The sequence below is a fragment of the Lysinibacillus sphaericus genome (assembly GCF_006864135.1).
GTDB lineage: Bacteria > Bacillota > Bacilli > Bacillales_A > Planococcaceae > Lysinibacillus.
On record NZ_SADV01000022.1, the window covers coordinates 43,097 to 56,449 of the forward strand.

11 protein-coding genes and 1 other annotated feature are annotated in these 13,353 nt (G+C 37.2%); of the genes, 5 read left to right on the top strand and 6 right to left on the bottom strand.

Annotated elements, in window-relative coordinates:
- Window positions 1-219 precede the first annotated feature (219 nt).
- A complete protein-coding gene (gene spxA / locus C7Y47_RS19500; protein ID WP_024362527.1) occupies window positions 220-615 on the bottom strand; it encodes a transcriptional regulator SpxA in 396 nt (131 codons plus the stop codon).
- A gap of 605 nt (window positions 616-1,220) precedes the next feature.
- Window positions 1,221-1,455, top strand: a binding site (T-box leader).
- A gap of 79 nt (window positions 1,456-1,534) precedes the next feature.
- On the opposite strand from spxA, the gene trpS reads away from it, so the two are divergent.
- A complete protein-coding gene (gene trpS, locus C7Y47_RS19505) occupies window positions 1,535-2,524 on the top strand; it encodes a tryptophan--tRNA ligase (RefSeq protein WP_142510269.1) in 990 nt (329 codons plus the stop codon).
- A 649-nt stretch (window positions 2,525-3,173) separates the two neighbouring features.
- On the opposite strand, the gene fabF is transcribed toward trpS, so the two are convergent.
- Together fabF and C7Y47_RS19520 are read right to left on the bottom strand one after the other, a co-directional pair.
- Window positions 3,174-4,415 (bottom strand): beta-ketoacyl-ACP synthase II, encoded by a 1,242-nt coding sequence (gene fabF, locus C7Y47_RS19515; protein ID WP_142510271.1) that lies wholly within the window; start codon window positions 4,413-4,415, stop codon window positions 3,174-3,176.
- A 31-nt stretch (window positions 4,416-4,446) separates the two neighbouring features.
- Window positions 4,447-5,385, bottom strand: coding sequence for a beta-ketoacyl-ACP synthase III (locus C7Y47_RS19520; RefSeq protein ID WP_142510272.1), 939 nt, complete (start codon window positions 5,383-5,385; stop codon window positions 4,447-4,449).
- Window positions 5,386-6,692: 1,307 nt separating this feature from the next.
- On the opposite strand from C7Y47_RS19520, the gene C7Y47_RS19525 reads away from it, so the two are divergent.
- On the top strand, window positions 6,693-6,887 hold the full coding sequence (locus C7Y47_RS19525; protein WP_142510273.1) for a YjzD family protein: 195 nt from the start codon (window positions 6,693-6,695) through the stop codon (window positions 6,885-6,887).
- A gap of 48 nt (window positions 6,888-6,935) precedes the next feature.
- Here the strand turns inward: C7Y47_RS19525 and C7Y47_RS19530 are convergent, their stop codons facing one another.
- Window positions 6,936-9,062, bottom strand: a complete 2,127-nt coding sequence (locus tag C7Y47_RS19530; protein ID WP_142510274.1) for an ATP-dependent Clp protease ATP-binding subunit — start codon at window positions 9,060-9,062, stop codon at window positions 6,936-6,938.
- A gap of 272 nt (window positions 9,063-9,334) precedes the next feature.
- On the opposite strand from C7Y47_RS19530, the gene C7Y47_RS19535 reads away from it, so the two are divergent.
- Window positions 9,335-10,021, top strand: a complete 687-nt coding sequence (locus tag C7Y47_RS19535; RefSeq protein ID WP_142510275.1) for a Crp/Fnr family transcriptional regulator — start codon at window positions 9,335-9,337, stop codon at window positions 10,019-10,021.
- Window positions 10,022-10,086: 65 nt separating this feature from the next.
- Here C7Y47_RS19535 and C7Y47_RS19540 read toward each other — a convergent pair whose 3' ends face one another.
- Together C7Y47_RS19540 and C7Y47_RS19545 are read right to left on the bottom strand one after the other, a co-directional pair.
- Window positions 10,087-10,395, bottom strand: coding sequence for a metal-sulfur cluster assembly factor (locus tag C7Y47_RS19540; RefSeq protein WP_100545611.1), 309 nt, complete (start codon window positions 10,393-10,395; stop codon window positions 10,087-10,089).
- Window positions 10,396-10,448: 53 nt separating this feature from the next.
- The gene (locus C7Y47_RS19545; RefSeq protein WP_142510276.1) at window positions 10,449-11,213 is read right to left on the bottom strand and encodes a prolyl oligopeptidase family serine peptidase; all 765 of its coding nucleotides are present in this window, start codon (window positions 11,211-11,213) and stop codon (window positions 10,449-10,451) included.
- 121 nt (window positions 11,214-11,334) lie between these two features.
- On the opposite strand from C7Y47_RS19545, the gene C7Y47_RS19550 reads away from it, so the two are divergent.
- Both C7Y47_RS19550 and C7Y47_RS19555 read left to right on the top strand, forming a co-directional pair.
- Window positions 11,335-12,144 (top strand): Cof-type HAD-IIB family hydrolase, encoded by an 810-nt coding sequence (locus tag C7Y47_RS19550; protein WP_142510277.1) that lies wholly within the window; start codon window positions 11,335-11,337, stop codon window positions 12,142-12,144.
- Window positions 12,145-12,419: 275 nt separating this feature from the next.
- The gene (locus C7Y47_RS19555) at window positions 12,420-13,277 is read left to right on the top strand and encodes a DegV family protein (RefSeq protein WP_142510292.1); all 858 of its coding nucleotides are present in this window, start codon (window positions 12,420-12,422) and stop codon (window positions 13,275-13,277) included.
- The last annotated feature ends 76 nt before the right edge of the window (window positions 13,278-13,353 follow it).

Here is a 13,353-nt window from a genome sequence, read left to right on the forward strand (position 1 = left end):
ACCGTTTCAACAGAAGATATTTGAATTATTGAAATTGTAGTAAACTATTAAGTTAAAATCAAGTTTAACATACTTTACGGAAATATATGACTTTTCCCTACTATTTATTATACTTTATATAGAAGGTTTTACATAAGTAAAACACAAAAAAATAGATGTCACAATATGCTTGATGCATATGTAACATCTAATACTTATTCTGTGTAGAATATGGAGATATTAGTTCACCATACGCTGTGCTTCTTGTAATTGATACGCACGAACTTTACGAGGTAGAAAACGACGAATTTCATCCTCATTGTAGCCAACTTGTAAACGTTTCTCATCTAAAATGATTGGACGACGTAATAAACCTGGATACTCTTGAATTAACTCATATAAACGTTGTAATGGTAAGCTTTCAACATCAACATTCAGCTTTTGGAAAATCTTTGATCGAGTTGAAATAATTTCATCCGTACCATCCTCTGTCATACGTAAAATTTCTTTAATTTCACTAATGCTTAATGGTTCGGAAAATATATTACGTTCTGTATACGGGATTTCATGCTCCTCTAACCATGCTTTCGCTTTTCGGCAAGACGTACAACTTGGTGATGTAAATAAAGTTACTATCATACTGACACATCCTTTCCTTTTAATCATTATCTATAAACCAGTGTAATTAAATTAGAATTAATGTAATGTAATCTACCTACCATTATACAGTACTCTGTGATGTTTGAATATAGTTCCAATAAAAAAAAGAATAACCCTATCCCACGAAATTTTCTGTCTTTTTATATAACTTTTTAAAGCAGTTACTTCTTGGTATATCTAATGAACTACTAATAATATTCCCATTCGTAGCACATTTTAAACACTCATATCCGATTATTTTTGTTCTCATTTAAAAAATTTAAACGAGAATATTGTCAGTTCAGTGCGTACAATATAGACGTATATTTACTAATATTGGTTGCATTTTCAAATAAATAGCCCATCACCATAACGTTTGTTTGATTTCCATTCCAACTGGCGCTTTCCAGGGATGCTGAATAGATAAAAAAACCAGCGATAATAGCATATAATTTTTTTTCAATAATGAACACCGCCAAAAGTCTGACTTTACGCACTTGCATTTCACTGAGCCTTTATAATATAATTTTTTGCAATCAATCAATTATGTCTTTGGTGAGTTCACCTCATCTATACAGATGGAAGACGGTTATTGAACTAAATAAAAAACGCTGACGAAGAGTAGTACATTTGCATTTTACACGTTTAGAGAGTCTGTGGTTGCTGCAAACAGATCGTGTAAGCATTTGGAATGGACTTCCGAGTTAGCTTTGTGAACGGCTTAGTTTCCTTACCGAAGTCTATTAGCAGAGCTCGTCCCCTTCACGTTACGAAGTAGAGTGGCCTGTTTAGGCAAGCTGGGTGGTACCGCGGATTCAAACATCATTCGTCCCTTCATTAGAGAACTAATGAGGACGCATGATGTTTTTTATTTTGGATAGGTCTTATGTAAAGACTAACGAAGGAGGAAATGACAATGACAACTATTTTTTCAGGCGTACAGCCAACAGGTATTGTAACTCTAGGAAATTATTTAGGTGCGTTTAAGCAATTCCCTGCATTACAAGATGAAGGTGATGCTGTTTATTGTATCGTCGATCAGCATGCAATAACAGTGGCACAAGATCCAAAGGAATTACGTCAAAATATTCGCAACCTAGCAGCTACGTATATCGCTACTGGCATCGATCCTAAAAAATCTACATTATTTATTCAATCAGAAGTGCCAGCACATGCACAGGCAGGCTGGATGCTACAATGTGTCGCATCGATTGGAGAGCTTGAACGTATGACACAGTTCAAGGATAAATCTCACGGTAAGGAAAGCGTATCTGCCGCTCTACTAACATATCCACCATTAATGGCAGCAGACATCCTTTTGTATAATACAAACATTGTCCCTGTCGGTGATGATCAAAAGCAGCATATAGAGCTTACTCGTGATCTAGCAGAGCGCTTTAACAAACGTTACGGTGACGTTTTAACAATTCCTGAAATTCAATTACCAAAAGCAGGGGCTCGTATCAAATCACTACAAGAACCAATTAAGAAAATGAGTAAATCTGATCCAAATACAAAAGCGACAATTAAGCTTTTAGATTCAGCGAAAGATATTGAGAAAAAAATTAAGTCGGCTGTTACTGACTCTGATGGTTTTGTGGCATTTGATGTGGAAAATAAACCTGGTGTTTCTAATTTACTAACAATCGAATCTGCGATTTCAGGCGTATCTATTGACGATCTTGTAAAAAAATACGAAGGCGTTGGCTATGGTGGTTTCAAACAAGGTGTGGCAGCAACGGTTATTGATCACCTAACACCAATTCAAGAGAAGTTCTATAATTTGGTAGAATCCTCAGAATTAGATATTATTTTAGATGCAGGTGCTGAAAAGGCAAATGCAATTGCAAGTGCTACATTAAAACGCATGGAAGAAGCAATGGGCCTTGGTCGTGCACGTCGCTAAAAAGAAGACTTTATCATAAAGATGATTGTAAGAGCTTGGCCAAAAAGAGAGTAACTTAAGCGTTACATCTTATCTTTTTCAATTATAGTTTTATCATAACCAAGATCAAGCACAACAGCGCATAACACAACGGCTGATCCAATGGCCATATAAAATGCTGATGTTTGTGCCATGAACTTAAAAACTACTAGCCAGGAATATCCGAGCGTCCGATAATTCAAATACAAAATGAGATTCCCTACTGAGAGAATCAATAAGCCATAGCTCATTAAAAATAAAAAGAGTCGGAACAAGATAAGGGCATCCTTTCTATTTCTTCTTAATTATCATCTATTCACAAAACTATAAAAAAAGACGTCAGCCATGTAAATTAGGCTGACGTTTTTTATGTTGATCATATCAAATAACGTAAGGTTCTTCTGCAAAACGAGGGGTTGATTTCCGTTCCGGCTAGGCGCTTTGCAGCTGCCGCTTCGCTTTCGCACAGAGCAAAGCTTCCTAGGGGCGTTCGTTGAGCCCCAAAGGGTCGCCTAGCCTCCGCTCCAATCAACCACTTTACATAGCGTGTATCTTTTGACATGACACTCTAATTTTTAATAATAAAAAAAGTAGGGATGATGAAATCCCCACTGATTATAGTTTTACTTAATTATTCCTCAATTTTTTTGAATAGTAGACTAGCGTTGTGTCCACCAAATCCAAGTGAGTTACTCATAGCATATTTAATCTCTGCTTTTCGAGCTTCATTCGGTACATAATCTAAATCACAATCTGGATCTGGATCTGTTAAATTAATAGTCGGTGGTAAAATGCCTTCTTTAAGTGCTAGCGCTGTGAAAATAGCTTCAACACCACCAGCTGCACCTAATAAGTGACCTGTCATTGATTTTGTAGAACTCATTGCAAGATTATAGGCATGTTCACCAAAGACTGTTTTTACTGCCTGTGTTTCAAATAAATCGTTATATGGTGTACTTGTTCCATGTGCGTTAATATAGTCTACTTGTGAAGCTTCTACGCCTCCATCAGTTAAAGCTTGCATCATTGCACGAGAAGCACCTTCTCCTTCTGGAGCTGGAGCGGTAATATGATGCGCATCCCCTGTTGCACCATAGCCAAGAACTTCTGCGTAGATTTTTGCACCGCGTGCTTTTGCGTGCTCGTACTCTTCCAAAATAACAATACCCGCACCTTCACCGATGATGAAACCATCGCGATTCTTATCGAATGGACGGCAAGCTGTTGCTGGATCTGTATTTAAAGATAATGCAGTATTTGCGCAGAAGCCTGCTACTGCCATCGTAACGATTGGCGACTCTGCACCACCAGAAATCATAACATCTGCGTCGCCACGCTCAATTACTTTAAAAGCATCCCCAATGGAGTTTGTACCTGAAGCACAAGCAGTTACTGAACAAGAATTAATGCCCTTTGCCCCAAAGTGTATCGACACTTGGCCTGAAGCCATATCTGGAATCATCATTGGAATAAAGAATGGACTTACACGTCTTGCTCCGCGCTCTTGGAATGTTAAAAATTGTTGTTCGTATGTTTCCATACCACCGATTCCAGAGCCAATCCAGACACCTGCTCGTGGTGCTAGTTCTTCATCGATTGTTAATTGTGCATCTTCCATCGCCATGATAGACGCTGCTAAGGCATACTGTGTAAAGCGATCCATTTTACGAGCTTCTTTACGTTCAATATACTTTTCAATATTGAAGTCTTTCACTTCAGCGGCAATTTTCGCTGCGAAAAGATCTTTATTTAAACGTGTTAACTCGCCAACGCCAGATTTCCCTGCTTTAATGTTAGTCCATGTTTCTTCGATGCTATTCCCTAGTGGTGTAACTGCGCCAATTCCTGTAATTACTACTCGTCGTTTACTCATTGTCTTACTCCCCTCAAGCATTTTTCGTTTTTTATTTTCCCCATCTAATTGTAACGGCACCCCATGTTAAGCCACCGCCAAATCCAACAAGTACTAATAAATCATCATCTTTAATCTTACCTGCCTCAAGCTCATCTACCAAGGAAATACCAATAGACGCTGCCGATGTATTACCATATTTACGAATCGTTTTCGACATTTTTTCCGGTGGTAGTTCTAGACGCTCACGAGCAGATTCCATAATTCGAATATTCGCCTGATGCGGCACTAAAAAATCTACGTCGTCTTTTGTTAAACCTGCTTTTTCTAAAACGTTTACAGCAGATTCACCCATTTGACGAACTGCAAACTTAAATACTTCACGGCCATTCATAGCGATTGTATCCTGCTGTGTTAAATACAAATTCTTTCCACCTGTACCGTCAGCTCCAAGCTCAAATGATAAAATACCTCTACCTTCTGATACTGGACCAACAATTGCTGCACTTGCACCGTCACCGAATAACACAGCGGTATTTCGGTCTTCCCAATCAAGTACCTTCGACAGCTTTTCAACACCTACTACTAAGACATATTTATAAGCATTTGATTCTACAAATTGCTTTGCTGTCACTAAACTATATATAAACCCTGCACAAGCAGCTGCTTGGTCCATCGCAGCTGCATTGACTGCTCCAATTTGCTCCTGAACCATACATGCTACACTTGGAAAATTTTGATCTTGTGTTACTGTTGCTACAAGTATTAAGCCTATTTCCTCTGCTGTAATACCTGCTTTTGCAATAGCCTCTTTTGCAGCAGCTACTGCTAAATCTGAAGTTTCTTGGTCATCTGCTGCAAAATGGCGTTCTTCAATCCCTGTGCGAGTTCGAATCCATTCATCCGAAGTGTCCATCATTTTTTCTAAATCAAAATTTGTAACGACCTTCTCCGGAACGTATTTGCCAATTCCTATAATACCAGCGTTCATTTAGCAACCCCTCTGCTTTCTTACTATCAATTATTAGTAACTGGTCTTAATTATAACTCATAACGAAGGAGAGGTGCAAGATGAATTAAATTTAACGTTCCTCATTACTAACGTGGGGTTGATTTCCGTTCCGACTTGGGGCATCCGATAAATCCTAAGGAATCACCCATCTGGAACGTAAATCAACTTATATACATTGCATACGATTTAACAAATGTCATCTCCAACTTTTAGAGCTGATGCAAGAAAAAGCAAACTTTTGAGGATAAGTGAAGCTGAAAAATTTAAAAATGGCGGTTAATGAAAAAAAGCTGCAATAAATCTGCAGCTTTAGCTTTGTTCATATATAAATTATCAACAACGTAAAAGTCGATAGCGTAAAAAGATGAAAGGTGGCTCTCGCATGAATCTGCGTATGTCCAATCTATTCTCTAATAGGTCGTTAAGGATCATATTCTCTTTGGAACATTTAATGCTCTGAAGAAATCGCTTGATGTGTTGCAGTACAGAAGGTTTCAAACGACGTGTTGTACATTTCTTTTTGTTAGGTTTGCTACCGTAGTTGTATCAACGTAATGGCTGACGCTTTAATGGTCTGGTGTTGCGGTGGTGCTTTCGGTTCAATAAACAACGTTGAGTAATACGCATCCGCAATGGTAATTAAGTAAATCACAAAAAGTAATTGTTTCATTCAATGGTTCAAAATTTCATTTCTCCCTTTTTTCAGTTCTATCAATTCGAATTGTCTAGTTATAATACGAATGATATGTAAAAAAGTTTCAAATCAAAAATGACCAACGCACAGATGACCCAATTCGGTATGAGATACGTTAGAACTCAACATTAGTTTGAATAAAAGATAACCATATGCTAGCCCTTTTCACCATAAAATAAAATTGCAGTGAGTATGAACTCTAATACTACAACCTTTTCTTCACTAGTTCTTTTTCTCTATAACTTCTTCACTCATTAAAACAATGATAATAATTATACATGCCAACAATAATGAAAAAATCATGTTCTACATTAATGTAGAATCTAAGAAAAGATACACTTCGTGCAACTGGAAATCGAAAGTAGGCATGAACCAATCGATTATTTTTCCAGATTCAAACAACCACGGACACTCTAGCAATCAGCATTTACGACGTCTTCGAATTTCGCCGATACCAATGAAATTACATGAAGTACAAAAGTAGGATTATCGTTGTGACAAATTCGCCATGTTTCACAGAAAAGGTTCTTTTTTTTTCGATTTATGTTATGATATGATAATGATATAAAAAAGTTCGGTTGAGGTGAAATTAATGCAATATATCGTAACATTCATATGGTCATTCCTACTAGTTTCAATGTTAAACTACGTAGTAAGTTCTGTACTTGGTGTAGATTTTTATTTCCCAACTGCTGTTGTCACATCAGTTGTATTTACAATTCTTATTTTCATCATCGGTGCAGTTATTCCAAACGAGTCAACTCCAGAAGCTGCAGACAATCATTAATTCAACTAGAAAAAACCTGTTTCGCTCAATGCGTAACAGGTTTTTTTGTTATTTTTCAACTATGCAATGGCCATCATGCATTCTAATGTGCAATGTTTCACCTGGTAATACTTCACCTCGAAGCAATTCTTTTGCAACCGCAGTTTCAATATAGCGTTGCACGAAGCGTTTTAGTGGTCTAGCGCCAAACTGAGCATCTGCTCCTTGTTCTACAACCCAGTCAATTACATTTTGTTCTACTTGTAAAGTAATGTCTTGCTCTGCAACTCGTTTGACAAGCTGTTCGACATATTTCCAAGCAATCGCTGTGAAGTGGACATCCGATAACGCATGGAACATAATGATATCATCCATACGATTTAACAGCTCTGGTTTAAAGTGTTGACGCAGTGCAGCCATCACTAAATCCTCAACTGCAACATCGTCTTCCTTCTCTTCCATTAAATAGCTTGAGCCAATGTTAGAAGTTAAAATGACCACTGCGTTCGTAAAGTTGACCATACGACCTTGGCTATCCGTAATGCGTCCATCATCTAATATTTGCAGTAAAATATTTGCAACATCAGGGTGGGCTTTTTCAATTTCATCTAATAACACTACTGAATATGGATTTCGGCGAACAGCTTCTGTTAATTGACCACCTTCTTCATAGCCAATATAGCCTGGAGGTGCCCCTACAAGACGTGATACACTATGTTTTTCCATATATTCACTCATATCAATGCGAATAAAATGATCCTCAGAATCAAACAGCTGTGCCGCTAGTGCCTTCGCAAGCTCTGTTTTACCAACACCTGTTGGCCCTAAAAATAAAAAGCTACCAATTGGTCGATGCGGGTCTTTAATACCAGCTCTAGCACGCCATACCGCTTCTGTAACAAGTTGTACAGCATTATCTTGTCCGACTACACGCTCATGCAATGTATCTTTTAAGCGCAATAATTTTTCACGCTCACCTTCTACTAATTTCGTCACCGGTATCCCTGTCCATCGTGAAACGATAGATGCAATTTCATCAGCTGTTACCTCTTCACGTAAAATACGTGATTCTGTACCATTCTCAAATTGTTTTTCCATCTCTTGAATTTCCTTTTCAAGCGTAGGAATTTTCCCATGACGTAGTTCGGCTGCTTTATTTAAATCATATTTACTTTCTGCTTCATCTAAATCACGGCGGTATTTATCAAGTTTTTCACGTTTTTTCTGAATGCCATGTAACACTTCTTTTTCGGTTTCCCATTGTTTCAGCATGCCCTCAGAAGATTCTTTCAGCTTTTTTAATTCCTCACTGAGTTGTTCTAATCGCTTTTTACTCGCCTCGTCCTTTTCTTTACGTAGTGCTTGTTCCTCAATCTCAAGCTGCATAATACGGCGTTTTACTGCATCCAATTCCTGTGGCATGGAATCAATTTCTGTTCGAATCATCGCACATGCTTCATCGATTAAATCGATAGCCTTATCTGGCAGGAAACGCTCTGTAATATAGCGATCTGAAAGGCCTGCTGCTGCTACAATCGCACGGTCATGAATGCGTACTGCATGATGTAATTCAAAGCGCTCTTTCAAGCCGCGTAAAATGGAAACGGTATCTTCAATAGATGGCTCACGTACAAGTACTTGTTGAAAACGACGCTCTAAAGCGGGATCCTTTTCAATATACATACGGTATTCATCTAATGTTGTAGCCCCGATACAATGTAGCTCACCTCGTGCAAGCATTGGCTTCAGCATATTCCCAGCGTCCATCGCACCATCCGTTTTACCTGCACCAACAATCGTATGAATTTCATCTATAAATAAAATGATGCGCCCCTCTGAGTCTTTTACCTCTTTTAAAACACCTTTTAAGCGCTCTTCAAATTGTCCACGATAACTAGCACCTGCTATCAAAGCACTCATATCTAACTCATACAGTATGCAATCCTTTAACCCCTCAGGCACATCGCCCTTTACGATACGTTGGGCTAACCCTTCTACAATTGCTGTTTTACCAACCCCCGGCTCACCTATTAAAACAGGATTATTTTTCGTTTTACGTGTTAAAATACGAATAACATTCCGAATTTCTTCATCACGGCCGATTACCGGGTCCATTTTTCCATTTTTTACTTCTTCAATTAAATTACGTCCAAATTGTTCTAATGGTTTTTTGTCATTAGTTTGTTGAAATTGCATATTTAGCACTCCTTTTCAATAATGTTAAGCGGAATCCCGTTCGCCATTCTGTTTCACAAAAAAATGTTTGACCTTTTTTGACTAACTTTATTTTACAACACACGACAAACCTCCGCAAAGAATTAGCCCTAAAATTTCTCCCCTTATAACTGGAAAATTACGTTATAATAAAAGTATGTTTCTTAGATTTAGTATCGAAATTGTTCACCATCCTTTTGTAATAATTAACATTTTTTACAAAAAGAAAGCGATGTGTTGGAAATATGGTTATAATGGATAATATACAAGAAAAATTTCACGATCTTTTTCAAAAGCACGGTGTTTTTATTAAAGTAAATAAGGATAGTAAAATTTTTTTAGAGGGCGAACGTGCGCAAGAAATTTATTATATAAAAACAGGAGCTATCTCGATTAGCCAGGAAACGGAGAATGGGAAGGAATTAACCATTCGTATTTGTGGTCCTGATAGTATTATTGGAGAAGGCTCATTATTTTGTAACTTTACGTATAATTCCATGACTGCTAAAGTTTTAGAACCCTCTAGTTTATATGTTCTAAGCCTTGAATCATTGGAACTTTTACTAGTAGAACAACCTAATTTAATGGTGGAATATATGAAGTGGTTGCAAACAGAAAATTTAAAACATCAAAGTCGTTTGCGCGATTTAGTTTTAAATGGTAAAAAGGGCGCTTTATTTTCAACACTCATCCGCCTTTCAAATACTTATGGTAAGCCTTTAGAAAATGACACTATTTATATTGACCTCCCATTAACAAATACAGAAATTGCTAATTTATGTGCGACGAGTCGCGAAATGATTAATCGCATGCTTAATGACTTAAAGAAGCATAATATCGTCTCCTTCGAAAAAGGTTATATAACTATTCACGATCTACAATTTTTAAAGGATGAAATTGCCTGTGAAAATTGTCCGTTACAAATATGTCGTATCGATTAAATGTTACACGCAAAATCCCCGCTTACTGTTGCAAGCGGGGATTTTTTATCGTGCTTTAAGTGGACTTAGCGTACACCTAATGCCATTTTTGCATAGCGTGACATTTTATCTTTTGACCAAGGTGGATTCCATACAATGTTGACATTTGTACTTTTTACCTCTGGAAGCTCACCTAAAGCTGTATTCACTTGATCAACAATAACAGGTCCAAGCGGGCAACCCATAGAAGTTAATGTCATTGTAACAGTTGCTACACCTTCTTCATCTAACTCCACATCATATACTAAACCTAAGTTGACGATATCAATACCAAGCTCAGGGTCAATTACATTTTCTAATGCACCTAACATGCTGTCTTTCATATCTTGATCCATCTGTATTTCTCCTTCCGTCACAGTGTTAACTTAATCATAGCAGATGCATCTTATTATGCCAAATGCTGTGCAAGCCATTCAGTTGCTGCTAACATACCGTCTCGAGACACAGCATGACCCGCTCTTTTATTTGCTAAGAATTTTAAGTCTTCTGGACTTTTTTCATAGTATTTGCGTAAAGATAAATAAAAATTATACGTTTCATTAAAAGGAACGGTTTTATCTAATTCCCCATGCCAAAATAACACAGGTCTTCCTGCGAATTTTTCTGGTGTTAGACTGACATCATATTTAGCAAGAAGCTCATTCGTTTGTTGTACTTCTTCTTCGGTCATTGGCCAATTCACACCGCTTTTAGCGAATTGCTGTAATTGATACTCCGCTAATTTAAGAAACCCTGGCGCACCCATACATACTGCTGCTGTATTAATCCAGTCATAACGCTTTAAACAGCCTGATGTTACAATTCCACCCATCGATGTACCAGCAACGCCAATTTTATCATTCAATAATAATTTTTTATTCTTTAATTCATTATATAATTGTTCAACTTCATGAATAGAATTTAAAACGATATCCCAAAAATGTAAGCTCATTTTCATCTCAGATAGACCTTCATTACGGTCGCCATGTAATTTTGCATCTGGTAATAGGACACGCACCCCCCTGCCTACTAATTGGTATGCATAATGTAAGTTATGTTCTTTTGCACTCATAAAGCCATGTAAAAAAATCACAACCGGGGTTTCTTCATTCATATTTTCCGTATGTATATGTAATAAAGGAATATTTCCCCACAATTCTTTTTCAACAATCATCTTTGTCACTCCCAATTTTTGTCTCATCTTTATGTTAGCAAACTTTTCTCACTGTGACAAAATTTTGACGAATGGTTTACAAAGAGATACTATTCAAATTATAGGAAAGGGGCAATAAGCTATGAAACCGCATTTAATCGTTTTGGACTTAGATGGTACGTTATTAACAGACCAACAACAAATTTCAGCAAAAACTAAAAAAACATTATTGCAGGCAAAAGAACATGGCCATCAAGTGATGATTGCTACAGGTCGTCCTTATCGTGCGAGTGATATTTACTATCACGAGCTTGGCCTTACAACGCCCATCGTGAATTTTAATGGTGCTTACGTCCACCACCCAAAAAATGCTGCTTGGCAAACTATGCATACTCCTATTGATTTAGGCGTAGTGCATGATGTCGTCGATTCCATCAATAGCTATGAATACGAAAATATCATTGCTGAGATTAAGGACGATATTTATGTGCATACAGAAGATGAACGGATATTAAATATTTTTAATATGGGGAATCCAAAAATTACTCTTGGAGATCTCTATACTCATTTACTTGATGACCCAACTAGTTTACTAATTCAAGCGAATGAAGTAAATTCCATGATTATTCGTGATCATTTACAGGCTGTTCATGCAGAGGTTATTGAACATCGCCGTTGGGGTGCACCACTTCACATTATTGAGATTGTTCACCGTGGCTTAAATAAAGCAGTAGGAATCGCTCATGTAGCAAAAGATTTAGGAATCCCACGCGAGCGTATTATTGCATTCGGTGATGAAGATAACGATTTAGAAATGATCGATTATGCAGGTATCGGTGTAGCAATGGGCAACGGTATTCCTTCTTTAAAAAATATTGCCAATGAAATTACTACAACCAATAATGACGATGGCATCGCTAAAATACTCATCGATCGCTTGAAATTAACCTAGTTAAGTAGTAATTTGAAAATAAATACCCCATTTTTTTCTGTTTAACTTTATTCAAGAGTACTCTTTATTCGATGGGTACTTATTGAATAAAGTTAAACATCTTAGGTTGCAATTATATTGAAACTCGATATGATAATATATCTATATAATATTTCATTCGAAATAGTTTTGAGAAACATAGAGTGGAAAGTGAAAGCTCGACACTTGTTCACCTGTTATGTAGTATAGGTATTTGAAAACTTCTCATATAGAATATTAAATTAGGGGGACAAATGATGAAAATTTTTACTGATAGTGGATGCGATTTACCAAAGTCTTACTATGAAGAAAACAATGTTGAACTTCTTCCACTACGAGTGCAATTGAACAATAATGAATATGATGATGTCATTTCAATTGATTCCAAAGAAATTTACGATGCTATTCGTCAAGGTGCTCGCCCAAAAACATCCCAAGTATCACCAGAGATTTTTCTCAACCATTTCGAAAATCTAGCAAAGAATGAAGAGGAAGGGATTTATATTGCCTTTTCATCGGAATTATCAGGCACCTATAATACGGCGGTCATGATTCGCAATCAAGTGCAGGAGCAATATCCCTCCCTTAAATTAGCTATTATCGATTCTAAATGTGCTTCACTTGGTTTTGGCCTAGTAGTCGAAGAAACGGTTCGACTTCGAAATACAGGTGCTTCATTGGAAGAAATCGAAGCAAAAATCACAGCTCTTACCCCACAAATGGAACACTTATTTACAGTTGAGGATTTAGATTACCTTGCTAAAGGTGGGCGTGTATCAAAGGCAAGCGCATTTCTTGGAGGGCTCCTAAGCATTAAACCAATTTTAAATGTAGAGGACGGTAAGCTTGTGCCGATTGAAAAATCTCGCGGGCGCAAAAAAGCCATCGCTCGGATGTTAGATTTAATGCAAGAACGCGGCGATGATTTTTCTGATAAAATTGTTGGTATTAGTCATAGTGATGATGTGGACTTTGCCAACGAAGTAAAGGCTTCTATCCAAAAAAGATTTTCGCCAAAAGCCATTCAAGTAACAATGATTGGCTCAGCAATCGGCTCACACGTTGGACCAGGTACAATTGCTATCTTCTTTACGAATAAAAGCTATCAAGCTTAACAAAAAACCCCCTCCGCACTTAAAAAGTGTTGAGGGGGTCTATCATTTTATCTTGTATTAACTACCTGTAAAATCA

Coding starts and splice junctions, on each gene's coding strand:
- trpS (WP_142510269.1), top strand. CDS start 1,535: ATGACAACTATTTTTTCAGGCGTACAGCCAACAGGTATTGTAACTCTA.
- fabF (WP_142510271.1), bottom strand. CDS start 4,415: ATGAGTAAACGACGAGTAGTAATTACAGGAATTGGCGCAGTTACACCA.
- C7Y47_RS19520 (WP_142510272.1), bottom strand. CDS start 5,385: ATGAACGCTGGTATTATAGGAATTGGCAAATACGTTCCGGAGAAGGTC.
- C7Y47_RS19525 (WP_142510273.1), top strand. CDS start 6,693: ATGCAATATATCGTAACATTCATATGGTCATTCCTACTAGTTTCAATG.
- C7Y47_RS19530 (WP_142510274.1), bottom strand. CDS start 9,062: ATGCAATTTCAACAAACTAATGACAAAAAACCATTAGAACAATTTGGA.
- C7Y47_RS19535 (WP_142510275.1), top strand. CDS start 9,335: ATGGATAATATACAAGAAAAATTTCACGATCTTTTTCAAAAGCACGGT.
- C7Y47_RS19540 (WP_100545611.1), bottom strand. CDS start 10,395: ATGGATCAAGATATGAAAGACAGCATGTTAGGTGCATTAGAAAATGTA.
- C7Y47_RS19545 (WP_142510276.1), bottom strand. CDS start 11,213: ATGATTGTTGAAAAAGAATTGTGGGGAAATATTCCTTTATTACATATA.
- C7Y47_RS19550 (WP_142510277.1), top strand. CDS start 11,335: ATGAAACCGCATTTAATCGTTTTGGACTTAGATGGTACGTTATTAACA.
- C7Y47_RS19555 (WP_142510292.1), top strand. CDS start 12,420: ATGAAAATTTTTACTGATAGTGGATGCGATTTACCAAAGTCTTACTAT.